We start from the raw sequence: 22,672 nt of genomic DNA, 5'->3' as shown, positions 1-22,672 counted from the left end.
TCGTGTATCCAACGACCACACCTGGTAGGAGAAACATGGCGACTTCCGCAAAAAAGGTGGCCAAGAAGGCTGCCGCACCGGCCACCAAGAAAGTGGCTGCCAAAAAGGCTGCGCCCGCGAAGAAAGTAGTGGCCAAGAAGGCTGTCGCAAAGGCAGCACCGGCTGCTCCGACGCCGCTGAAGGACAAGTTCACGAAGGCATCGCTCGCAACGCACATCGCTGAGCGCGCAGCTGTCGAAGTGAAGGCGGTCAAGGCAGTGCTCGTCGCACTCGAGAACGTCGTGCTGGGCTCGGTTCACAAGAAGGGCGCGGGCGAGTTCACGCTGCCGGGCCTGCTGAAGATCACGGCACAAGTCGTGCCGGCGAAGAAGAAGCGCTTCGGCAAGGATCCGTTCACGGGCGAAGAGCGTTGGTTCCCGGCGAAGCCGGCCAGCGTGCGCGTGAAGGCACGTGCGCTGAAGAAGCTGAAGGACGCGGCAGCGTAATGCCGCGCAACGACTGCCGAATGCATGTCGGCAGCCGTTGCGATGTCCCGAGATCCCCGTACGCGAAAGCGTGCGGGGATTTTTATTGGGCCGCGCAACGCGCGCGGCGGCGAACAGGCGGCATGGCGATCACCGGTTGCCCGGCACATGACGCGCGGCGGATCGTATGTCGCGCATCTGCATCCCCATCGCCGAGCGGCGAGCTTCGTTCGCGCGACGCGTGTCGGTGTCGCTGCGGCAGGGCGAAACGCTCGGCATCGTCGGCGAATCGCGATCGGGGAAGTCGACGCTCGCAGTGGCGCTGCCCGGGTGTCGTTTCGTCGCGTTCCATTGGGCGCGCGTCGTCAGGTTTGCCGTCGTGACCGACTTCATTCCGCATGAGATCGCCGCACAGCTCGCCGCCGCACGCGTCGCGATCGAACGGCATCTCGGCGCGACGCTGCAAGCGATCCACCTGTGTTCGGATCGGCGCTCGACGGCGGCCTGAAACCGCGCAGCGACATCGATTTGCTGGTGACGGTAGCGGTACGCCCGGACGAAGCGCTGCGGCCCGCGCTGATGTCGGACCTGCTCGGCGTGTCTGCGCCGCCGGGTTGCAGCAGCGGCATGCGTGCGCTGGAGGTCACCGTCATCGCGCACGGCGACGTGGTGCCGTGGCGTCATCCCGCGCGACGCGAGTTGCAGTTCGGCGAGTGGCTGCGCAGCGATCTGGAAGCCGGCACCGTCGAGCCGCCGCTGATCGATCACGATCTGGCCATCCTGTTGACGAAGGCGCGACAGCACAGTGTCGCGCTGGTCGGGTCGCCCGCGAACGTATTGTTCGAGCCGGTGCCGGTGCGCGACTTCGTCGCCGCGCTGCTCGCGACCGTTGCGCAGTGGAAGGCCGAACCGGACTGGCGTGGCGACGAGTGCAACATCGTGCTCGCGCTCGCGCGCATCTGGTACAGCGCCGCGACCGGCGGGATCGCACCGAAGGACGTCGCCGCGACGTGGGTGCTGGCGCGTTTGCCGGACGCGCACCGGCCCGTTGTTGCGGCTGCGCGTGCTGCCTATGTCGATGGCGAGGCGGGCGCGGCGATTCTGTCGGGCGAGCCGCTGGCCGAATTCATCGGCTACGCGCGGCGAGCGATCGAGTCGATGTTGTCGGCGTAGCGGCGGGCGCCGGCGAAGCACGTCAACGGCTTACGGCCCGCCTGCCACGGATAGCGAACCCGTTCGAGCCGGGTGCATGCGCGACCCGTCGAGCCGGGTGCGTGCAGACGGCGATCCGGCGCGGCATCGCGCATCCGCCAGCCGGCCGCCTGTCGTCAGCCCGCGGTGCCCGCAAAGGCGGCCTTCAGCGCGGCGTCGTCGAACTTCGTCATCTGCATCATCGCGGCGGCCACGCGGCCCGCCTTGACCGTGTCGCGGTCGGCCATCATCGGGATGAGCGCTTCCGGAACGATCTGCCATGACACGCCGTAGCGATCCCTCAGCCAGCCGCAGCCGTCGGCCGTGCCGCCGTTGTCGAGCAGGGCGCTCCAGTAGCGGTCGAGTTCCGCCTGGTCCGCGCAGCTGACGAGCAGCGAGATTGCGTGGTTGAACGCCTCCGTGCGCGGGTGGCTCATCGCAAAGAATGGCTGCCCGAACAGCTCGAATTCGACCATCCGCGTGCCGTCGGTGCCGGGCACGGCCGTGACGCGCACGATGCGCGAATCCGGAAAGATGCCGGCATAGAAGGCCGCGGCTTCTTCGGCTTCCGTCGAATACCAGAGGAAAGGCGTGATCTTCTGAATCGTCATGACGAGTCTCCTGTCTGCATGGGTGCGGGGCAACCGTATGCCGCCATCGATACGACGGACGACGCCCGCCGAAGTCGACACGCGGCGCAAACAAATCCTGCGTCGGTTAACCCGGTCGGCGCCGGCTGTGCGGATGATAGGCGCTCAACGGAGAAACGGCGACCTCTCCGGCCATCGGAAACGGGGTTGCGGGTGCATTGCAGCCGCCAGGCGCCGTTGCCGGCGCGCCGACCTGTGTCGGGTCCCGGCTCGGGGCGAGGCGGCCCTGCGGGCGATGTCGGCTCCGCCTGCCGGAGATGGACGAAAAAAAGCCAGCCGCGGCCGAAACCGGGGCTGGCTTTCCAGGTCGGCGGCAAGGCGTCGGAGACGCCATGCACGCCGGATACTTCGTTTTTAGAACTTGTGACGCAGGCCGAGTGCGACCATTTCCTGGGACTTCGTGCCGGCGTAGCCGTACGAGCCGATCGACGCTTGCGCAGCTTGCGTCGTATTCGCGTCGACGCGTTGCGTGCCGCTTGCGTGCTGGTATGCGCCGACCAGGTAGACGTCCGTGCGCTTCGACAGCGAGTAATCCGCGCCGAGCGAAACCTGATGGTACTTCGCGTCCGTGTCGCCGCTCGCCTTCGTGTACGAGTAACCCAGACCCAGCAGCAGCGGCGGCGTGACCTGGTACGTCACGAACGCGCGACCCGTATTGTACTTCTCGGTCGAACCGAAGCCCGACGATGCGTCCGGCTTGTACTGTGCGTTGCTGTAGCCGAGGCCGAGCGTGACCGGGCCGATTGCGTACTGGCCTGCGACTTGTGCGATGCCGATCGACTTCGCCGTCACGTAACCCGAGTTGATCGGGCCGTCGACGATGTTGTCGGCCGTCGTCGACGTCCAATTGGTGCGCGAGCCTGCTGCCGGCGTCGGGTTGTTTGCGTAGAAGTAGCCAGCTGCAACACCAATCGGGCCGTTGTTGTAAGCGGCTGCGACCGACCACGTCTGACCCGAACCCGGCTTGCCAGCGACGCCGCTGAGACCGTACAGGCCTTCGAACTGGAAGCCACCCCAAACCGGCGAAGCGTATTTGATCGCGTTGCTGACGCGCAGGCTGTTGTCGTTGTTGTCGACGTCGCCCGGCGTTGCGAAGAAGCTGCCGAAGTAGTTGTCAGCCGTGACTGCTTGGACCAGGTCAACCACCGGGTCGTACTGGCGGCCCAGCGTCAGCGTGCCGTACTGGTTGCTTTCCAGGCCGACGTAAGCCTGGCGGTTGAAAATCGTGTTCGATGCGCTCAGCTTGCCCGTGCCCGGGTTGAAGCCGTTTTCAATCTGGAAGATTGCCTTCAGGCCACCGCCCAGATCTTCCGCACCCTTCAGGCCCCAACGGCTGCCTTGCAGGTTGCCCGACAGCATCTGCCACATGTTGTTGCCCGTGCCGTCATTGCCGTGAACGTAGGCAATCGACGTGTCGATCACGCCGTACAGCGTCACGCTCGACTGAGCCTGAGCAGCACCAGCGGCGCCCAGCAGGGCGAGCGAGAGGGTCGAGAGAGCAAGTTTCTTCATCGTTGAGTTTCTCCACGCAAGTGATTCATCGTTATTTGTTGCGGATTGGAGAATAGCTCAGTGCCATACACGCAAGAAAGCTCAAAAAATAAAGTGTCTCGAAAAGGTAACAGCGCCGAAAAGTCCATATAGATCAAGCACATCAGCAACTGTTCCTGTTTATGAAACAGTTGACAATTGCTGCGCCGCGATTGTTTCAATAGTTGATGCTGATGGCCGCAGATCCCTTGTTTTAGCCCGTTGCAGTAACGAAACGAGGGTGTGCAAACGTTTGCAGTTGCAGCTGGATGCATGTCGGCGTGCAACGCATGCGTCGACGCCGCGCGCATGCGCGGCGGGACGACGGGGTTGCAAAGGGGAGAGGCGTGTGCCGGGCCCGCGCGAGACCGATGCGCGGCCGCTTGCAGAGGGCGGGTGAATCAGTCGTCGCGCGGGCGATCGTCGGCGTGACCGGGTTGAACTGCCTGAGCGGACGCGGCCGGCGCCGGATGCTCGGCCGGCCGATGCGCGTCGCCGCGGGCCGCCGCGAATTCCGCGCCGAGCAGCAGCACGATCGCGGAGAAGTACAGCCACATCAGCAGGACCGCGAACGATCCGGCCGCGCCGAACGCACTCGCGGTGCCCGCATGCGCGAGATACAGCGCGAACAGCTTCTTGCCGCCGGAGAACAGGATCGCGGACACGATGCCGCCGATCGCGGCGTCGCGCCACGCGACGCGCGCATCGGGCAGGAATTTCATCAGCGACGCGAACGCGGCCGCGAGCACCGCGATGCCGACGAAGAACTGGATGAGGTTCGTGACGACCACGTATGGCGAATCGCCGAGCAGCCAGGTGCCGACGAAGGTGATCGCGGTGTCGAGCACGAGCGACACGATCAGCAGGAATGCCACGCCCAGCACGAGCCCGAACGAAATCAGCCGCACGCGCACGAGGCCGAGCATGCTCGACCAGCGGCTTTCGGTGGCCGGCCAGATCACGCTGAGCGCGGCGCTGAGCGACGCGAACGTGGCCGACGCGCCGATCGCGAGCGCGGCGAACGAGATCAGCGTGGCGAGGCCGCCGCGTTGGCCCGCGCGGTGCGCGTTCTGCACGATCGTCTGGATGCTGGCCGCCGCGTCGTCCCCGATCAACTGGTGCGCCTGTTCGAACACCTGGCCGCGCGCGGCGTCGTCGCCGTAGAACCAGCCGGCCACCGCGATCACCATCACGAGGGTCGGCGCGAGCGAGAACGCGGAGAAAAACGCGATGCCCGCGGCCATCGCGGAGCAGCGGTCGGACGAAAAGCGCTTGAACGCGGTGAGGGCCCAGTTGGCCTGCTGCTGGGCGAGACGGGTGGCTTCGGAAGTGATCTGTCGTTTCATGACGGTTCGGTTGCGCGCGGAACGCGGATCATCGCGGGTTGGTCGCAGGTTGGTCGGACAAATCGGTATTGATCCGAGGATTCGATCAGAGTTGCCTGAACTGTCTATAATTCCTTTCAGTCGTACCCCACCCCACAATAACGCCGAGACCGCCATGCTACAAATGTCCCGGCGCCAGTTCCTGAAGGTGACCGCCACGTCGCTTGCCGGATCGAGTCTTGCCCTGATGGGCTTTTCTCCGTCCGAAGCGCTGGCCGAAGTCCGACAGTACAAACTGGCGCGCACCGTCGAAACGCGCAACACCTGTCCTTACTGTTCAGTAGGTTGCGGCATCCTGATGTACAGCCTCGGAGACGGCGCGAAAAACGCGCAGCCGAGCATCATCCATATCGAAGGCGATCCCGACCACCCGGTCAATCGCGGCACGCTGTGCCCGAAGGGCGCGAGCCTGATCGACTTCATCCACAGCCCGAACCGCCTGACGCACCCCGAGTATCGTGCGCCCGGCTCGGACAAGTGGGAACCCATCTCGTGGAACGACGCGCTCGACCGCATCGCGAAGCTGATGAAGGCCGACCGCGACGCGAACTTCGTCGAGACGGCCGAAGACGGCGCGAAGGTCAACCGCTGGCTCACGACGGGCATGCTGGCGGCTTCGGCGGGCAGCAACGAGGTCGGCTACCTGACGCACAAGACCATCCGCAGTCTCGGGATGCTCGCATTCGACAATCAGGCGCGTGTCTGACATGGCCCGACGGTGGCAGGTCTTGCCCCGACGTTTGGCCGTGGAGCGATGACGAACCATTGGGTCGACATCAAGAACGCGGACGTGATTCTCGTGATGGGCGGCAATGCAGCCGAGGCCCATCCGTGCGGTTTCAAGTGGGTAACGGAGGCGAAGGCGCACCGCAAGGCGCGGCTGATCGTCGTCGACCCGCGCTTCACGCGTACGGCCTCGGTGGCCGACTACTACGCGCCGATCCGCACCGGCACCGACATCGTCTTCCTGGGCGGCGTCATCAATTATCTGCTGACGAACGACAAGATCCAGCATGAGTACGTGAAGAACTACACGGACTTCTCGTTCATCGTGCGCGAGGATTTCGCGTTCAACGACGGCATCTATTCCGGCTACGACGCCGAGAAGCACGCGTACCCGGACAAATCGAGCTGGGACTACGAGCGCGGCGACGACGGTTTCGTCAAGGTCGACCCGACGCTGCAGCATCCGCGCTGCGTCTACAACCTGCTGAAGCAGCACTACGCGCGCTATACGGCGGAGAGGGTCCAGCAGGTCTGCGGCACGCCGAAGGACAAATTCCTGAAGGTGTGCGAGATGCTCGCGACCACGGCCGTTCCCGGCCGCGCCGGCACGGTGCTGTACGCGCTCGGCTGGACGCACCATTCGATCGGCGCGCAGATCATCCGCACCGGCGCGATGGTGCAGTTGCTGCTCGGCAACATCGGCATCGCCGGCGGCGGGATGAACGCGCTGCGCGGTCACTCGAACATCCAGGGGCTGACCGACCTCGGGCTGATGTCGAACCTGCTGCCGGGCTACATGACGCTGCCGATGCAGGCCGAGCAGGACTTCGACGCGTACATCAAGAAGCGCGTGCAGGAACCGCTGCGGCCGAACCAGCTCAGCTACTGGAAGAACTACAAGGCATTCCACGTCAGCTTCATGAAGTCGTGGTGGGGCGATGCAGCCACCGCCGAGAACAACTGGGCGTACGACTACCTGCCGAAGCTGGACAAGCAGTACGACCTGCTGCAGGCGATCGAGCTGATGAATGCCGGCAAGATGAACGGCTACATCTGCCAGGGCTTCAATCCGCTCGCGGCGGCGCCGTCGAAGGTGAAGACGGCGGCGGGCCTCGCGAAGCTGAAGTGGCTCGTGATCATGGATCCGCTCGCGACCGAGACGTCCGAGTTCTGGAAGCATCACGGCGACTACAACGACGTCGATGCGTCGAAGATCCAGACCGAGGTGTTCCGCCTGCCGACCACCTGCTTCGCGGAGGAAAACGGCTCGCTCGTCAGTTCGAGCCGCGTGCTGCAGTGGCACTGGAAGGGCGCGGAGCCGCCGGGCGAAGCGAGGAGCGACCTCGAGATCATGTCGGGGCTGTTCCTGCGCATGCGCAAGCTGTACCAGAAGGACGGCGGCAAGTACCCGGACCCGATCGTGAACCTGACCTGGCCGTACGCGAACCCGGAAAGCCCGACGCCCGAAGAACTGGCGATGGAGTTCAACGGGAAGGCGCTCGCCGATCTGCCCGATCCGAAGGACCCGGCGAAGACGCTCGTGAAGAAGGGCGAGCAGCTCGCCGCGTTCGCGCAACTGAAGGACGACGGCACGACCGCGAGCGGCTGCTGGATCTTCTGCGGCGCGTGGACGCAGGCCGGCAACCAGATGGGGCGGCGCGACAACTCGGACCCGACCGGCATCGGCCAGACGCTGAACTGGGCGTGGGCATGGCCCGCGAACCGGCGGATCCTGTACAACCGCGCGTCGTGCGACGTCGCCGGCAAGCCGTTCGACCCGACCCGCAAGCTGATCGGCTGGAACGGCAGCGCGTGGAAGGGCGCCGACGTGCCGGACTTCAAGGCCGACGAACCGCCCGAAAACGGGATGGCGCCGTTCATCATGAACCCGGAAGGGGTCGCGCGCTTCTTCGCCCGCGCGGGGATGAACGAAGGTCCGTTCCCCGAGCACTACGAGCCGTTCGAGACGCCGCTCGCGGCGAACCCGCTGCACCCGAACAACCCGCTGGCGCTGAACAACCCGGCCGCCCGCGTGTTCCCGGACGATCGTGCGTCGTTCGGCAAGGTGGCGGACTTCCCGCACGTGGCGACCACGTACCGGCTGACCGAGCATTTCCACTACTGGACCAAGCATGCGCGGCTGAACTCGATCATCCAGCCCGAGCAATTCGTCGAGATTGGCGAAGACCTCGCGAAGGAAGTCGGCGTCGCGCATGGCGAGCGCGTGAAGGTGTCGTCCAAGCGCGGCTACATCATCGCGGTCGCCCTCGTCACGAAGCGGATCAAGCCGCTGACGGTCGACGGCAAGAAGGTCCAGACGGTCGGCGTCCCGTTGCACTGGGGCTTCAAGGGCCTGACGAAGCCCGGCTATCTCGCCAATACCCTGACTCCGTCCGTGGGCGACGGCAACTCCTATACACCGGAATTCAAGTCGTTCCTGGTGAAGGTCGAAAAGGCGTAAGGGGAAAGAGATGGCATTGCAATCGCTGGATATCAAACGCGTTTCGGCCACCACGACGCCACCGCCCACGGTGCGCGAACCGGTGACGGGAAGCGTCGCGAAGCTGATCGACGTATCGAAGTGCATCGGCTGCAAGGCATGCCAGACGGCATGCATGGAGTGGAACGACCTGCGCGACGAGGTCGGCACCAACGTCGGCGTGTACGACAACCCGGCCGACCTGACCGAGCATTCGTGGACGGTCATGCGGTTCTCCGAATACGAGAACCCGGCGGGCGACCTCGAGTGGCTGATCCGCAAGGACGGCTGCATGCACTGCGAGGATCCGGGCTGCCTGAAGGCGTGTCCGTCGCCGGGTGCGATCGTGCAGTACAACAACGGGATCGTCGATTTCCACGAGGAGAACTGCATCGGTTGCGGCTACTGCGTGACCGGTTGCCCGTTCAACGTGCCGCGGATCTCGAAGAAGGATCATCGCGCATACAAGTGCACGCTCTGTTCCGACCGCGTCGCGGTCGGCCAGGAACCGGCCTGCGTGAAGACCTGCCCGACGGGCGCGATCGTGTTCGGCACCAAGGAGGACATGAAGCAGCACGCGGCCGAGCGGATCGAGGACCTGAAGGAGCGCGGCTTCGAGCATGCGGGGCTGTACGACCCGCAAGGCGTGGGCGGCACGCACGTGATGTACGTGCTGCACCATGCGGACAAACCGTCGCTGTATCACGGGCTGCCCGACAACCCGTCGATCAGCCCGATGGTGAAGCTGTGGAAGGGCATCGCGAAGCCGCTGGCGGTGGCCGGCCTCGCGCTGACCGCGCTGGCCGGCTTCTTCCACTACACGCGGGTGGGTCCGAACGAGGTCACCGACGACGAGGAAGCCGCCGCTCGCGACGAAGCGCGACGCATCAAGGAGGACGCGAAATGAACCACGACGACCCCAACCTGATCGTCCGCTACACGCCGAACGAGCGCACGAACCACTGGATCACCGCGATCACGTTCGTGCTGCTCGCGTTGTCCGGGCTCGCGCTGTTCCATCCGTCGATGTTCTGGCTGACCGCGCTGTTCGGCGGCGGCCAGTGGACGCGGATCCTGCATCCGTTCGTCGGCCTCGTGATGTTCGTGTCGTTCGCGATTCTCGTGGTGCGCTTCTGGCACCACAATGCGCTCGACGCGGACGACCGGCAGTGGCTCAGGCAGATCGGCGACGTGCTGACCAACCAGGAAGACAAGCTGCCGCCGGTCGGGCGCTATAACGCCGGACAGAAGCTGCTATTCTTCACGCTGGTGGCCTGCCTGCTGCTGCTCCTGCTGTCGGGCATCGTGATCTGGCGGCGTTACTTCTCGTTCTACTTCCCGATCGGGGTGATCCGCGCGGCCGCTGTCGTGCATGCCGTGGCGGCCTTCGTGCTGATCGCGAGCATCATCGTGCACATTTACGCGGCGTTGTGGGTGAAGGGTTCGATCGGCGCGATGGTGCGCGGCACCGTCACGCTGGGCTGGGCCCGCAAGCATCACCCGAAGTGGTTCCGTGAAAGCGTGAAGTAACGCAGCGGAGCGGGGCGGTACGCCGATTGCGGCGTGCTGTTCCGCCAACCGTCGGAATCGCCTGAGAGCGCCGATTCGTCGGCGCTTAGTTTGGGGGCTGTTTGCGCATGGAACGCGCATGCGAATGCCCGAAATCGCTCGCAGGGCAAGGAGCGAGGAGCGCCGTTTGGCCGAGCCAGACAAGTGACGAGCGACGCCGCCCTGTGGGCGATTTCGGGCATTCCCCTAAAATGGATAATTAGACACGGGTTGCCACGAGAAGGGCCGCTCGCCACGTTGCGCTCCTTGCGAATACGCCAGTATTCGCTGCGTCGCGCGCCTCGCGAGCGGCCCTTCTCGTGGCAACGCATGCGCGTTCCATGCGCAAACAGCCCCCTTGGAAGATATTTTCGTGACACAACGCATTCTGGAGCCGACCGAGATCTCGGCACTCGATCATTCGGCCATTCCGCGCTTTCGTCTGCCGGAGCGCGCGACCGCGTTCGCGGCGCGCGCCGCGCGGCTGCGCAAGCTTGCCGACCTGAACCCGATCAGCGGCTACCTGCGGCTGATGGCCACCGTCGCCGATGCGCAGCACGCGACGCTGCAGACGCTGGAGCTGCCGCTGCCGTCGAAGGAAGCGATCGCACGCGCGCAGGAACATTCGATGCCGCTCGTGCCGGCGCTCCACGGCGAGCGCGATTCGCGCTGGCGCGCCGTGCTGTATGAACTGCTCGACCGCGTCGAAAGCGCCGGGCTCGTCAATCCGCAGTTGGCGAAGCTGCTCGACCGGCTGCGGCTGATGGCGCCGGCCGAGCTCGACGCGCAGGCCGACGCGATCCTCGCGCTGCGCTTCGCCGAAGTCGATCCGGCCACCGCGCCGTTCCTGATGGCCGCGCTGCAGGTCGTGTGGACGGACCTCGCGAGCCGCGTGACGCCGACCGACGTTCCGTATCTCGACCAGCCGGGGCTGTGCCCGGTGTGCGGCACGCATCCGGTTGCGAGCGTCGTGCGGGTCGGCGGCCAGTATCAGGGCTACCGTTTCCTGCAGTGCGGGCTGTGCACGACCGAGTGGCACATGGTGCGCACCAAGTGCTCGCACTGCGATTCGACGAAGGGCATCGCGTATCACGGGATCGAAGGCGGCAGCGAAGCCGTCAAGGCCGAATCGTGCGACGAATGCAAGACCTATCGCAAGATCGGCTATCAGGAGAAGGACTACGAGTTCGAGCCGCTGGCGGACGATCTCGCGAGCCTCACGCTCGACCTGCTGATGAACGAGGCCGGCTACCAGCGCAGTTCGCCGAACCCGCTGCTGTGGCCGGACGTGTCGCGGGAAGCGGACTGAAGGCACGGGCCGGGGCGGTGCGCGAGCGTCGGCCCGGCCGACTGCGAAGCATGAGACTGGAGCGATAACGACGTGACCGAACCGGGTGTGAATGAATTGAATGCCGTGCTGGCGCGTGTGCCGTCGGTCGAGCGCGTGCTGTCGTCGGCGCCGCTGCAGCCGCTCGTCGCCGACTATGGCCGCACGCGCGTGCTGAATGCCGTGCGGGCCGAACTGGCACACTGGCGCACGGCCGCGCAGCACGACCCCGCCGCGGCCGAGTCGCTCGACGAGCCGCGCATCGCCGCTGCCGTCGCGCATACGCTGGCCGCGCAGAGCGCGGGCGCGGTGCGGACCGTGTTCAATCTGACAGGCACCGTGCTGCACACGAACCTCGGGCGCGCGCTGCTGCCCGACGACGCGGTGCGCGCGGTGGTCGACGTGCTCACGCGGCCCGTCAACCTCGAATTCGATCTCGCCACCGGCCGCCGCGGCGATCGCGACGACCTGATCGACGCTCTGCTGTGCGAACTGACGGGCGCGGAAGCCGCGACCGTCGTCAACAACAACGCGGCGGCCGTGCTGCTGACGCTGTCGGCGCTCGCGACGAAGCGGGAAGTCGTCGTGTCGCGCGGCGAGCTGGTCGAGATCGGCGGGGCATTCCGCATTCCCGACATCATGAGCCGCGCCGGTGCGAAGCTGCGCGAAGTCGGCACGACCAATCGCACGCATCTGCGCGACTACGCGGACGCGATCGGCCCGCGCACGGCGCTGTTGATGAAGGTGCACTGCAGCAACTACGCAATCAGCGGCTTCACGAAGGAGGCGACGCTCGCCGAACTCGCGCCGCTCGCGCGCGAGCACGGCGTGCCGGTCGCCGTCGATCTCGGCAGCGGCACGCTGGCCGACCTGTCGCAATGGGGCCTGCCGCACGAGACGACCGTGCAGGAAACCGTCGCCGCCGGCGCAAACGTTGTCACGTTCAGCGGCGACAAGCTGCTCGGCGGCCCGCAGGCCGGCCTGATCGTCGGCGATCGCGCGCTCATCGCGAAGATCAAGAAGCATCCGCTCAAGCGTGCGCTGCGCGTCGGCAAGCTGACGCTCGCGGCGCTCGAACCGGTGCTGCGCCTGTATCAGTCGCCCGAATTCCTGCGCGACCGGCTCACGACGCTGCGCCTGCTGACGCGCCCGCAGTGCGAGATAGCCGACGCTGCCGAACGCGTGCGCCCCGCGTTGCAGGCTGCGTTCGGCAGCGGTTTCGACGTGACCGTCGAGCCAATGTTCAGCCAGATCGGCAGCGGCGCGCTGCCGGTCGACCAGTTGCCGAGCGCCGGGCTCGTGGTGCGCTCGGCGGACGGCAAGCGCAGCGGCCGCGCGCTCGCGCAGCTCGAGAAGCGGCTGCGCGAATGGCCGCGCCCGGTGATCGGCCGCATCGCCGACAATGCGCTGCGGCTCGACCTGCGCTGCCTCGAAGCGGCCGACGAAGCGGCGTTCGTCGCGCAATGCGTGCCGCTCGCGGGGCCCGCCGCATGATCGTCGGGACCGCGGGGCACATCGACCACGGCAAGACCACGCTCGTGCGTGCGCTGACGGGCGTCGACACCGATCGCCTGAAGGAAGAGAAGGCGCGCGGCATTTCGATCGAACTCGGCTACGCGTATACGCCGCTCGACAACGGCGACGTGCTTGGCCTGATCGACGTGCCGGGCCACGAGAAACTGATTCATACGATGGCGGCCGGCGCGTGCGGGATCGACTTCGCGCTGCTCGTGATTGCCGCCGACGACGGCGTGATGCCGCAGACGCGCGAGCATCTCGCGATCCTGCAACTGCTCGCCGTCACGCATGGCGCTGTCGCGCTGACGAAATGCGATCGCGTCGATGCCGCGCGCGTCGCCGAGGTGCGCGACGAGATCGCCGCGTGGCTGCACGACTCGACATTGGCCGGCGCGCCGATCTTCGAAACGCGTGCGACCGTGGCCGACGATCCGGGCGTCGCCGCGTTGAAGCAGCACCTCGCCGACGCGGCGATCGCGTGGCGCGCGCGTCGCGACGACGGGCTGTTCCGGCTCGCGGTCGATCGCGTGTTTACGCTTGCCGGGCAGGGCACTGTCGTGACGGGTACCGCGTTCGCGGGCCGCGTCGCGACGGGCGACACGCTCGCGATCGTGCGCACGGGCGGCGCGGCCCGCGTGCGCAGCATCCATGCGCAGAACCGGCCGGTCGAGGGCGGCCGCGCGGGCGAGCGTTGCGCGCTGAACCTGGCCGGCGTCGACAAGGCCGACGTCGAGCGTGGCGACACCGTCGCCGACGCGCGGCTCGTCGCGACGTCGCCGCGCCTGGACGTCGAGCTGACGCTGCTCGCGGACGCCGGGCTGACGCTGACCCACTGGGCGCCGCTGCATGTGCATCTCGGCACGCTGCATCGCGTGGCCCACGTCGCGCTGCTCGACGGCGACACGCTCGCGGCCGGCCAGCGGATGCGCGTGCAACTGGTGTTCGACGAGCCGGTGTTCGCGCTGCCGGGCGACCGCTTCATCGTCCGCAATCCGCAGGCGACGCGCACCGTCGGCGGTGGCCGGGTGCTCGATCCGTTCGGGCCGGCCCGCAAGCGCCGCACGCCTGCGCGTCGCGCGTGGCTCGATGCGCTCGCGGCGTGGCTCGACGAGGGGCGCGTCGATGCGCTGCTCGCGCAGGCGCCGCTCGGCATCGCGCGCGCGACGCTCACGCATCTGACGGGGTTCGCGCCGAATGTGCTGGCGTTGCCCGGCGATGCGCTGGCGATCGGGCAACGCGATGCCGCGTCGAACGAAGGCGCGGTGATTTCGCATGCGCACTGGCGTGCGTTGCAGACGCGGGCGGTCGAGACGCTGCGTGCGTACCACGAGCGCATGCCCGACGAGCAGGGGCTCGACGCCGCGCGCCTGCGGCGAATGGCCGCGCCGCTCGCGAGCGATGCGCTGTGGCGCGCGCTCGTCGACGCGCTGGTGTCCGGCGGCGAAGTCGTGCGCAGCGGGCCGTGGCTGCATCTGCCGTCGCATTCGGTGAGCCTCGAGCCGCGCGAGGAAGCGCTGGCGCGGCAACTGCTGCCGCTGATTCACGCGGGGCGCTTCGATCCGCCGTGGGTGCGCGACCTGGCGCGCGACACGGGCGCGGCCGAGGACGCGGTGCGCGCGCTGTTGCGCAAGCTCGCACGCCGCGGCGACGTGCAGCAGGTCGTGCGCGACCTGTTCTATCATGCCGACGTCGCGCGCGAACTGGCGGAACTGGTCGCGCATCTCGCGCCGTCGCGCGGCGGCGGGCTCGATGCGGCGACGTTCCGCGACGCGACGGGGCTCGGTCGCAAGCGCGCGATCCAGATTCTCGAGTTCTTCGATCGGGTTGGGTATACTCGCTTCCACCGCGATCTTCACTACCTGCGGCCTGATAGCGGTTGGGTGGGTATTCAGGCGTAGGCGCTCGTCGTTCTTCGGTTTCTTTTTCCCACGGAAGGCATTCGTATCCGGTGGTACGGCTGGACTTCAAATCCAGTTGGGGGTGTCAGACACTCCTGGGTAGGTTCGACTCCTGCTGCCTTCCGCCATGCCGGGCTTCCGCGGCGTTCCTTGAGCTTCCTCTGAAAGTCCGCAAGCTGAGGGTTCGTACTGTGTCGAGCATGACCAGTCCAAGAACCTCCTGACTTACCATGACCTGATTCAGCAGTACATCAACCATGAGGAAGCCATCGAGTTCAGGCAGTCGGAGATCGCAAGTCTGAAGTTCCCGCTCAAACTCACGTCGGTGACGCAGGTGGACTCGAAGGTGAGCCCCGCGGTGCAGTTGGCAGACGTAATAATTGGAGCGACTATTGAGGCGGCCAACACGTTGAGAGGGCGTAAGGTAATCGGGCTGGATGCCGAGACGGTGATGGCGCTATATAGCGACGAGCAGATCATCCACCTATTGCCATCGCTGGACTTTGAAGAGCAAAAGCGTTTCAGGCAAGGCTCGCAAGGAGCTGAGCTGATCGATTGCATGGCGACTCATTTTCACCGATGATGGCGTCGACGGGGTGTCAGGATTTCCGTGTTCAAGGCGGGTTGAGATTCACACGGATGGTCGAACGAATCGATCCTCGTAGAGGATCGCGAACTGGTTCATAGCCGTCTTCGAGTCACGTAGAGCAAATTAATTCTGTCACTCTAGAATCCATACGGTTCAAGGCGTCTGCCTCAAGCGAATCTGTCTTGTCGTGGGGGTTGTGCTGCCATTCGGAAAGCTTCATTGCAAGCGTCTGCAGATAACTTCTGTAATCTGCCTGTCTGTTTGCATTAAACGCCCCCGCGAAGGGCTCGGGTAAGCGGCCGCTGTGGAGCATTGCCCGTTCAAACTCAGGTTTCGCACAACGCGTGATTGCCGCTGCCGGCGTCGCAGGGGAGTTGACACCGGTCTTCGCAGGCCGCGGCAAATGACAACTTTGCCTCGCAAACGGTGACGCGTTCAATTTGGTGTGCGGCGCGTCACGCGGGTTACTCCACCACCTTGAACACGCGATTCTTATCGATCACGCCGGCTTTCGGTAATTTGCCATCGTCGTCAGCGGCGGGCCGCAGATGCCGATCGTCGAGCGCCGGCCCGGTATAACGGCTGCGCGGCCGGATCACCTTGCCGACGCGCAACTGCTCGATGCAGTGGGCGAGCAGCCCGACGCTGCGCGCGATCGAGAACAGCCCAAACGCCGCATCGCGGGGCAACCGAAGCTGCACCGACAACATCGCAAGCGCTACGTCGATGGTCGGCCGCAGGCCGGTGAGCGCCGTAACCTTGTCCACGAAGTGCGCGATCTCGGCCGGCGGGTCGAGTCGCGCAAGCAGCGCGGCCGCGCGCGGATCGCCGTCGGGGTACAGATGATGACCGAAGCCGGGAAGCGGGATCGCGGACCTCAGGTGATGATCGACGACGCGCTCGGCCCCCAATCGTTGCACGTCGTCGAACATCGCCCGCACGCGTCCCGACGCGTCGCCGTGCAGCGGGCCCGATAGCGTGGCGAGCCCTGTCAGCAGGCAGCCGGCCAGGGACGCACCGGTCGATGCCGTGATGCGCGCGGCGAATGCCGAGCTCGTGATCTCGTGGTCGGCGACCAGCACCATCGCGCAGCGCAGCAGGTCGGCGCCACGGCTGTCGAGCGCCCAGCCGGCCGCGAGCCGCTGATGGGTGCAGAGCGGGCCTGCGCTGGCATCGTCATGTGCGCCGAACGCGCGAGACACGATCGCGACGAGCTGCCCGGCCTCGGTGTGAAGCGCGCTGTCGAGGCGGCCGAGCGTCGAATGGCCGTTTGCGGCCAGCGTCGCGAGCATCGTGAACGCGCATTGCCGATCGGGCTCGCCGGCCGGCAGTGCGAGCGCCGGCGCATCGAACGACACGGGCGCGGTAGCCTGCCAAAGCAGCGCAGCCGTTTCCTCGAGCGTCGCGCTCTCGGCGAGTTGAATGCTGTCGCGGCCGCGATACCACGCGCGGCCCTTCGAGAACGTGGTGATGCCGCTATAGATGCACGGCTCGGCGCCGAAGATCGTGCCGGCCGCCAGCGCCGCCCGTTTGCGGCCGACTTGCTTCTTGCGGCACAGTGCGACCACGTCCTCGGCGCGATACAGGCTCCTGCGCGGATCGTCCGGATCCTGAATCACGGCGATGCTTCCGCGGCTCGCGTACGCATAGACGGTCTGCGCCCGCACACCGAGCCGCCGCGCCGCTTCTGTCAGGGTGATCCAGTTCTGCATGGGAGTCTTGATAAGGATGCGGCCGGTGCGTGGCCGCGTGCGCCGACTATAGACCGGGTTCAGTTGAATGTCATCTCGGCCGGACGCCGCTCGAGCACTTCGACGAGGATGTCGCCAGGCGCGCGCACGAAACAGCAGCGCACGCCGGCGCGGACCCGCGCGATGGGCTGGACGATCTCGGCGCCGTTGTCGACCAGGTGCGGGTAAGCCGCGTCGAGATCATCGACCAGCACGCCGAAGTGATCGATTCCCTGCACGCGCGCGCCGTCCGGCGTGATTGCCGAATGCGCGTGCGGCAGCGCCGTGATGAACAGGTTGATGTCACCGATCCGCAGGTCGACGCGACCGGGGCGTCGCACGATTTTGGCGTTCAGGCAGCGCGCGAACCAGGCGGCGGTGGCTTCGGCATCGGCCGAGCAGAGTTGCAGGTGATCCCATTTGAATTCAATCATGATGGTGGAGGGTCGAGTTGGGGAGTCAGCGCAAGGGCAGGTGGGCGGCACGAGCGCGGGTCAGAGCTCGATACGCGACAGCTTGCCGAGCAGCACCGAATACGACAGTGTGCCGACGAGACAGATCGCGCCCATCAGGTTCAGCGCCCAGAAGAAGCTGCCGGTGTGCTGCGTCACATAGCCGATCATCAGCGGCGTGGTCACGGCGGCGATATTCGCGGCGAGGCTCGTGATGCTGCTGGTAAGCCCGACATAGCGTTTGGGCGCGATCTCGGACACCGCCGCCCAGGACATCGAGCCGATGCCCTGCGCAAAGAACGCGACGGTCAGGATCGCGATTACCAGCGTGTTCGAATGCACGAAGTTGACCAGCACGATCGATGCGCCGAGGAAAGTGCCGATGACGAGCGGCGCCTTGCGCGATGACGACATCGACACACCGCGCCGGATGCAAAGATCGGACAAATAGCCGGCGATAAGGATGCCCAGCGTCGCGCCGATGAACGGCATCGCCTGGAACACGCCGACCTTGATCATCGACATGTGTCGCTCCTCGACCAGGTAGGTCATGAACCAGGTCGTGAAGAACACGAGCAGCGTGTTGTTGCAGAACTTACCGAGACAGATCGCGAGGACCTGCCGATAGCCGAGCAGACGCAGCGCCATGCGCCAGTCGAATGGATCGCGCGCCGTCACCACCGGGCGACCTTCGGTGATGTAATCCAACTCGGCTGCATTGACGCCGCGATGGCGCGACGGGTCGCGATAAAGCCGATACCAGACGACGCTGAACAGGACGCCGAACGTGCCTGTCGCGAAGAACACGGCGCGCCAGCCAAATGCCGACGAGATCCACAGCAGCAGGCCGGTGAAAAGTGGCGTGCCGATGTACTGGCCCATCACGTACACACTCGTTGCGAAGCCGCGCTCCTGGACCGGGAACCACATCGTCACCGCACGCGCGTTCGACGGGAATGCGGGCGCCTCGAGCGCACCCATCGCGAGCCGCGAGCCGAGCAACATGTGGTATCCCTGCGCGAACCCCTGAGTCAGCGTCGCCAGCGACCAGCCGACGAGCGACAGCGCGTAGGCCACGCGCGAGCCCAGCCAGTCGGTGAGCACGCCCGCCGGCAGTAGCGCGATGGAATAGGCGAGGCCGAACACGGCGAACAGCTCGCCCATTTGCACGCGCGTGAGCGCGAGATCCTTCGACAGTGCGGGCGCGACGATGCCGAGCGCGGAGCGGTCGACGTAGTTGAGAATCGTTGCCACGAGCAACATCGACAGTACGCCGTAGCGTACCCTCGAGCGTCTTGCGGCGCCTGCATGTGTGTCGAGCCGGCGCATGGCCGAAACGTGCTCTTCTGCGGTTTTCAATGTCGTCTCCAATTTTAATGTGGGGTGCGCCGGCGCACTTGCCGTGTGCGCGCGTGCGGTCAGCCGCGTCCGACGAAGGGCATCGCGCTCGCCATGATCGTCATGTTCAGAATGTTGGCTTTGAGCGGCAGGTTGGCCATCTGCACGATCGCACTCGCGACATGCGCAACGTCGACCCGCGGCTCGGGCGCGATGCGGCCGTCGGCCTGCAGCACGCCGCTGTCCATGCGTTCGGTGAGCGAGGTCGCGGCGTTGCCGATATCGATCTGGCCGCACGCGATGTTGAATGGCCGGCCATCCAGGGCAAGCGAGCGCGTGATGCCGAGGACGGCGTGCTTCGTGGCCGTGTACGCGATCGTGTTCGGGCGCGGACTGTGGGCGGAGATCGAGCCGTTGTTGATGATGCGCCCGCCTTGCGGCGTCTGACGCTTCATCTGGCGCCACGCGGCGCGGGCGCACAGGAACACGCCGGTCAGGTTGGTCGCGACCACGTCGTTCCAGAATTGCAGCGTGTAATCGTCGATCGGCACGGCGCCGGCGTTGCGGCCCGCGTTGTTGAACAGCACGTCAAGGCGCCCGAACGTGTGTACGATCTGTGCGAAGCTCGCGTCGACCGATGCTTCGTCGGACACGTCGGTTGGAATTGCCGCTGCCACGCCCCCGGCCCGCTCGATGATCTCTTGCGTCCCGAGGAGCGGATCGATGCGCCGGCCGAGCAGCGCGACGCTGAAACCTGCTTGCGCGAGCGCTACCGCAGCGGCCTGTCCGATGCCGGTGCCGGCGCCCGTCACCGCCGCGATCTTTTTTCCTGTCTGCATTTTCACGACCTCGTGTTCGGTTCGTTGAGCATGAGAAAAGGATTGCGCGGCGGCGACGCCGCAGCAATCTTGATTCGTTCAATCAACATCAACTGCCCCGTCCTGACGGGCGCAAATCAGGGTTTTCCTGAGTTCGTGGCGGTGCCGCGCGCGCGTTGCCGCTGCCTCGCACGACGGGGATATGCCCGGAGGCGTTCGGGCCATCCGGCGGCGCGCACGGCCGTGCGGACATGTTGATCGAATCAATCAAGATTGACCCGCGCCGACCGCGATTCGTAGGCTGTGCTCCGTTATCCGAACCAAGGACGAGACCATGCCTGACAACAATCGCACCCAGCTGCTGGTTGCGCGACGCGTTCCCGCTACGGTGGCCGCGCGCGCGGCAGCCGAATTCAACGCCTATGTGACGGACGCCGACATGGACGCCCCGTCCGTCGTCGAGTTCTGCAACCGCTATCAGACGCCGGCGGTGCTGATCGGCAAGAAATCAGGACTGCAGGCCGAGCACATTGCGGCATTGCCGTCGAGCGTGAAGATCATCGCGAACGCGAGCGCCGGCTACGACCACATGGATGTCGCCGCCGCACGCGCACGCGGAATCGTGGTCAGCAACGCACCCGACGCGCTGACCGACTGCACGGCCGATTTCACGATGCTGCTCGTTCTGGCCGCGTGCCGGCGTGCATCGGAATACGAGCGCATCGTGCGCGCGGGGTGGGGCAAGTCGTTCGGCATGACCGACATGCTCGGCACGCGCGTGAACGGCAAGACGCTCGGGATCGTCGGTTTCGGCCGGATCGGCCGCGCGGTCGCCCAGCGCGCACGCGGGTTCGGGATGAAAATCGTCTATACCGATCGGCGGCCGGCACCGCTGGAGATCGAGGCCGGCGCGCGCTATTGCGCGGATCTCGACACGCTGCTGTCGCAGTGCGACATCCTCACGTTGCACGTGCCGGGCGGCGGCACGCCGTTGATGACGCGCCGCGAGTTCGGTTTGATGCGCGACGGTGCGGTGTTCGTCAACGCGGCGCGTGGAAGTCTCGTCGACGAGGATGCGCTTTACGACGCGTTGACCTCGCATCGGCTGTTCGCCGCGGGCCTTGATGTTTATTGGAACGAGCCCAACATCGATCCGCGCTTTGCCACACTCGACAATGTGTTTCTGTCGCCGCACATGGCGAGTGCGACCATCGAGACGCGCGACCAGATGGGGCTTACCGCGCTCGACAATGTCGCGGCCGTGCTTGACGGGAGGAGAGCACCGAACGCGCTGTGATGATGGCGGCCGCGCGCGCTGGTCCATGCCGGGGTATCCGATCGCGGGACGACCGGCAGTCGGCGCGTCGTTACTTCAACAACCGCTGCGCCATCAGCACGTCGTACGCGGCCTTGAACGGGCGGACGCCCTGCGGAATGCCCGAATAAGCAGCCGGATGCACGAGCGTCGCTTTTGTCTCGTCAAGGGAGGAGGGACATCGGACGCCCTGATGTCGATGGTTGCAGTGTTTTCTCCTAGAACTCGCCTGATGCGACTACTCCACGCCTCCGCTTCTGGGTTCCATGAAACATTGAATTCCGCCTTCTCCGTTCGATTTATGTCATAAGATGTCGCATAACACGTGGATGTGAGCCATCCTTGCAAACACGCGGAAAGTAGTTGGAGATAGGTTGCACAACGACGACACTCGTTATACGATGACTGACTAATTTGGCGGCCGACGGCATGCAGCCGAACGGTCTCGCACTGCTGCCGTCGTCCGTCACATCGCATTTTCCGCCGTCGGCCGCATCCATGCCCCCGACCCTCCGCACCGGGAATACGTTCGTGAAAATCGTCGCCATCGAAGTCATTCGCCTTTCGCTCGCATTCGATGCGGGCCGCCGTCCCGTCGCCGCAGTTGAACCGGCCGGCCGCGGACTCGTATAACGCCGCAGACCGCTCGCTGCGCCGCATGGAGTCGCTGCTGGTCAGGCTAACCGATGACGCAGGGCGCGTCGGCTGGGGCGAAGCATTCGGTCATATGGTCAATCCCGTCACGTTCGCCGCGCTCGAAGGCCCGGTCGGCCGCTGGTTCAAGGGCGCCGAATTCGAGCCTACACGGCACGGGATCGCCGCATTGCGTGACGCGGCCGATCGCGCGTTGCATGCGTTCGGGCGCACCGGACCGGTGCTGTACGCGTTGTCCGCGATCGACACGGCGCTGCACGACCTCGCCGCGCAGGCGGCCGGCGTGCCGCTGTATCGCTGGCTCGGCGGCCATCGCAACGAGATCGATGTGTATGCGAGCCTGGTCAGCTACGACAACGACCCCGATGAAGTCGCGCGCCACGTGCGGCGGGCGTCGGACGAGGGGTTCCGGCGCATCAAGCTGCACGAGACGCAACGTGCGGCCATCGCTGCCGCGCGCGCGGCACTGCCGGCCGGCAGCGAACTGATGGTCGACGTGAACTGCCCGTGGGCGGCGAGCGACGCGCTGCGGCATGTGAGCGAGCTGGCCGACCTGCGGCTCGGCTGGATCGAGGAACCGGTGTGGCCTTGCGACGACGCGGGCGGCATCGCGCGCGTGCGCGGCGCCGGCGTGCCAGTCGCGGCGGGCGAGAACGCGTCGGGTGTCGCGGGCTTTCGCGACCTGTTCGAACACGGGGCGCTCGACGTCGCGCAGCCAAGCATCGCGAAGATCGGCGGACCGACCGGTATCGCGGAAGTGATCGCGCTTGCGGCGGAGCACGGCGTGCGCGTCGTGCCGCACTGTTTCTACTACGGAGCGGGGCTGCTGGCGACCGCGCACGTGGTCGCGGCGCTGCCCGACGATGTCGCGCTAGAAATTCCCTATCTCGACTGGCCCGAGCGGTTGCATGACGCGCAGCGGCCCGGGGCGCGGGTGCGCTTGCCCGATGTGCCCGGGCTTGGCTTCTTGCCAGACGAAGCGGTGCTGGAGCGCAACACGATTGCGCACGCGACCATCGGTTGAACGCAGGAGGCGTGCGCATGGCGCACGCATCTGAAG

The 22,672-nt window shown here is 66.0% G+C and carries 17 protein-coding genes, 1 tRNA gene and 2 pseudogenes; 13 read left to right on the top strand and 7 right to left on the bottom strand.

Translation table 11 applies throughout. From position 1 onward, the window contains the following. Nucleotides 1–35 precede the first annotated feature (35 nt). The 3 genes and pseudogenes from KR541_RS29550 (at nt 36) to KR541_RS29540 (ending at nt 1,637) form a co-directional block, all read left to right on the top strand. On the top strand, nt 36–485 hold the full coding sequence (locus KR541_RS29550) for an HU family DNA-binding protein (protein WP_011548077.1): 450 nt from the start codon (nt 36–38) through the stop codon (nt 483–485). Between the two features lie 223 nt (nt 486–708). Continuing rightward, nucleotides 709–810 (top strand): annotated as a pseudogene (locus tag KR541_RS29545) (ATP-binding cassette domain-containing protein); the annotation flags it as partial. Between the two features lie 33 nt (nt 811–843). Continuing rightward, nucleotides 844–1,637: pseudogene (locus KR541_RS29540) on the top strand (AadA family aminoglycoside 3''-O-nucleotidyltransferase). Nucleotides 1,638–1,792: 155 nt separating this feature from the next. On the opposite strand, the gene KR541_RS29535 reads toward KR541_RS29540, so the two are convergent. From KR541_RS29535 to KR541_RS29525, 3 genes are all read right to left on the bottom strand, one after another. Further along, a complete protein-coding gene (locus KR541_RS29535; RefSeq protein WP_050011259.1) occupies nt 1,793–2,266 on the bottom strand; it encodes a VOC family protein in 474 nt (157 codons plus the stop codon). Between the two features lie 393 nt (nt 2,267–2,659). Then, nucleotides 2,660–3,817 carry a porin gene (locus KR541_RS29530; RefSeq protein ID WP_089489176.1) on the bottom strand — a complete coding sequence of 386 codons (1,158 nt, stop codon included), beginning with the start codon at nt 3,815–3,817 and terminating at the stop codon, nt 2,660–2,662. Between the two features lie 419 nt (nt 3,818–4,236). After that, a complete protein-coding gene (locus KR541_RS29525) occupies nt 4,237–5,181 on the bottom strand; it encodes a YihY/virulence factor BrkB family protein (RefSeq protein ID WP_050011257.1) in 945 nt (314 codons plus the stop codon). Between the two features lie 154 nt (nt 5,182–5,335). Between KR541_RS29525 and fdnG the strand changes: the two genes are divergently transcribed. From fdnG to KR541_RS36835, 8 genes are all read left to right on the top strand, one after another. Continuing rightward, complete coding sequence (fdnG, locus tag KR541_RS29520; protein WP_143328897.1) at nt 5,336–8,407, top strand: formate dehydrogenase-N subunit alpha; 3,072 nt, start codon at nt 5,336–5,338, stop codon at nt 8,405–8,407. A gap of 10 nt (nt 8,408–8,417) precedes the next feature. Next, nucleotides 8,418–9,332 carry a formate dehydrogenase subunit beta gene (gene fdxH, locus KR541_RS29515; RefSeq protein ID WP_059783956.1) on the top strand — a complete coding sequence of 305 codons (915 nt, stop codon included), beginning with the start codon at nt 8,418–8,420 and terminating at the stop codon, nt 9,330–9,332. Further along, nucleotides 9,329–9,955, top strand: coding sequence for a formate dehydrogenase subunit gamma (locus KR541_RS29510; protein ID WP_089489179.1), 627 nt, complete (start codon nt 9,329–9,331; stop codon nt 9,953–9,955). The genes fdxH and KR541_RS29510 overlap by 4 nt, the downstream gene beginning before the upstream one ends. Before the next feature lie 391 nt (nt 9,956–10,346). After that, nucleotides 10,347–11,282, top strand: coding sequence for a formate dehydrogenase accessory protein FdhE (fdhE, locus tag KR541_RS29505; protein WP_176015415.1), 936 nt, complete (start codon nt 10,347–10,349; stop codon nt 11,280–11,282). A gap of 72 nt (nt 11,283–11,354) precedes the next feature. Beyond that, complete coding sequence (selA, locus tag KR541_RS29500; RefSeq protein ID WP_216089981.1) at nt 11,355–12,794, top strand: L-seryl-tRNA(Sec) selenium transferase; 1,440 nt, start codon at nt 11,355–11,357, stop codon at nt 12,792–12,794. Continuing rightward, nucleotides 12,791–14,716: a selenocysteine-specific translation elongation factor gene (gene selB / locus KR541_RS29495; RefSeq protein ID WP_216089980.1), complete on the top strand. Its 1,926-nt coding sequence runs from the start codon at nt 12,791–12,793 to the stop codon at nt 14,714–14,716. Before selA ends, selB begins: the two co-directional genes overlap by 4 nt. Nucleotides 14,717–14,748: 32 nt before the next feature. Beyond that, nucleotides 14,749–14,844, top strand: a tRNA-Sec gene (locus tag KR541_RS29490). A 206-nt stretch (nt 14,845–15,050) separates the two neighbouring features. After that, nucleotides 15,051–15,299 carry a hypothetical protein gene (locus tag KR541_RS36835; protein WP_235356133.1) on the top strand — a complete coding sequence of 83 codons (249 nt, stop codon included), beginning with the start codon at nt 15,051–15,053 and terminating at the stop codon, nt 15,297–15,299. Between the two features lie 470 nt (nt 15,300–15,769). Here the strand turns inward: KR541_RS36835 and KR541_RS29480 are convergent, their stop codons facing one another. The 4 genes from KR541_RS29480 to KR541_RS29465 all read right to left on the bottom strand — a co-directional run bounded on the left by KR541_RS29480 (nt 15,770) and on the right by KR541_RS29465 (nt 19,664). Further along, on the bottom strand, nt 15,770–17,017 hold the full coding sequence (locus KR541_RS29480; protein ID WP_204384150.1) for a citrate/2-methylcitrate synthase: 1,248 nt from the start codon (nt 17,015–17,017) through the stop codon (nt 15,770–15,772). A gap of 59 nt (nt 17,018–17,076) precedes the next feature. Next, the gene (locus tag KR541_RS29475) at nt 17,077–17,469 is read right to left on the bottom strand and encodes a VOC family protein (RefSeq protein WP_050011250.1); all 393 of its coding nucleotides are present in this window, start codon (nt 17,467–17,469) and stop codon (nt 17,077–17,079) included. A gap of 60 nt (nt 17,470–17,529) precedes the next feature. After that, entirely contained in the window at nt 17,530–18,816 is a 1,287-nt protein-coding gene (locus KR541_RS29470; RefSeq protein WP_050011249.1) for an MFS transporter, read from the bottom strand. A gap of 89 nt (nt 18,817–18,905) precedes the next feature. Further along, nucleotides 18,906–19,664 (bottom strand): SDR family oxidoreductase, encoded by a 759-nt coding sequence (locus KR541_RS29465; protein WP_050011248.1) that lies wholly within the window; start codon nt 19,662–19,664, stop codon nt 18,906–18,908. 313 nt (nt 19,665–19,977) lie between these two features. Between KR541_RS29465 and KR541_RS29460 the strand changes: the two genes are divergently transcribed. Next, a complete protein-coding gene (locus KR541_RS29460) occupies nt 19,978–20,940 on the top strand; it encodes a 2-hydroxyacid dehydrogenase (protein ID WP_050011247.1) in 963 nt (320 codons plus the stop codon). Between the two features lie 595 nt (nt 20,941–21,535). Further along, complete coding sequence (locus tag KR541_RS29455; RefSeq protein ID WP_252996735.1) at nt 21,536–22,636, top strand: mandelate racemase/muconate lactonizing enzyme family protein; 1,101 nt, start codon at nt 21,536–21,538, stop codon at nt 22,634–22,636. Nucleotides 22,637–22,672 lie beyond the last annotated feature (36 nt).

The organism is Burkholderia sola (assembly GCF_905400185.1).
In the GTDB taxonomy this organism is placed as follows: Bacteria; Pseudomonadota; Gammaproteobacteria; order Burkholderiales; family Burkholderiaceae; genus Burkholderia; species Burkholderia sola.
Note: the sequence above shows the minus strand (reverse complement) of the source record. Positions and strands in the feature narration are given on the sequence as shown.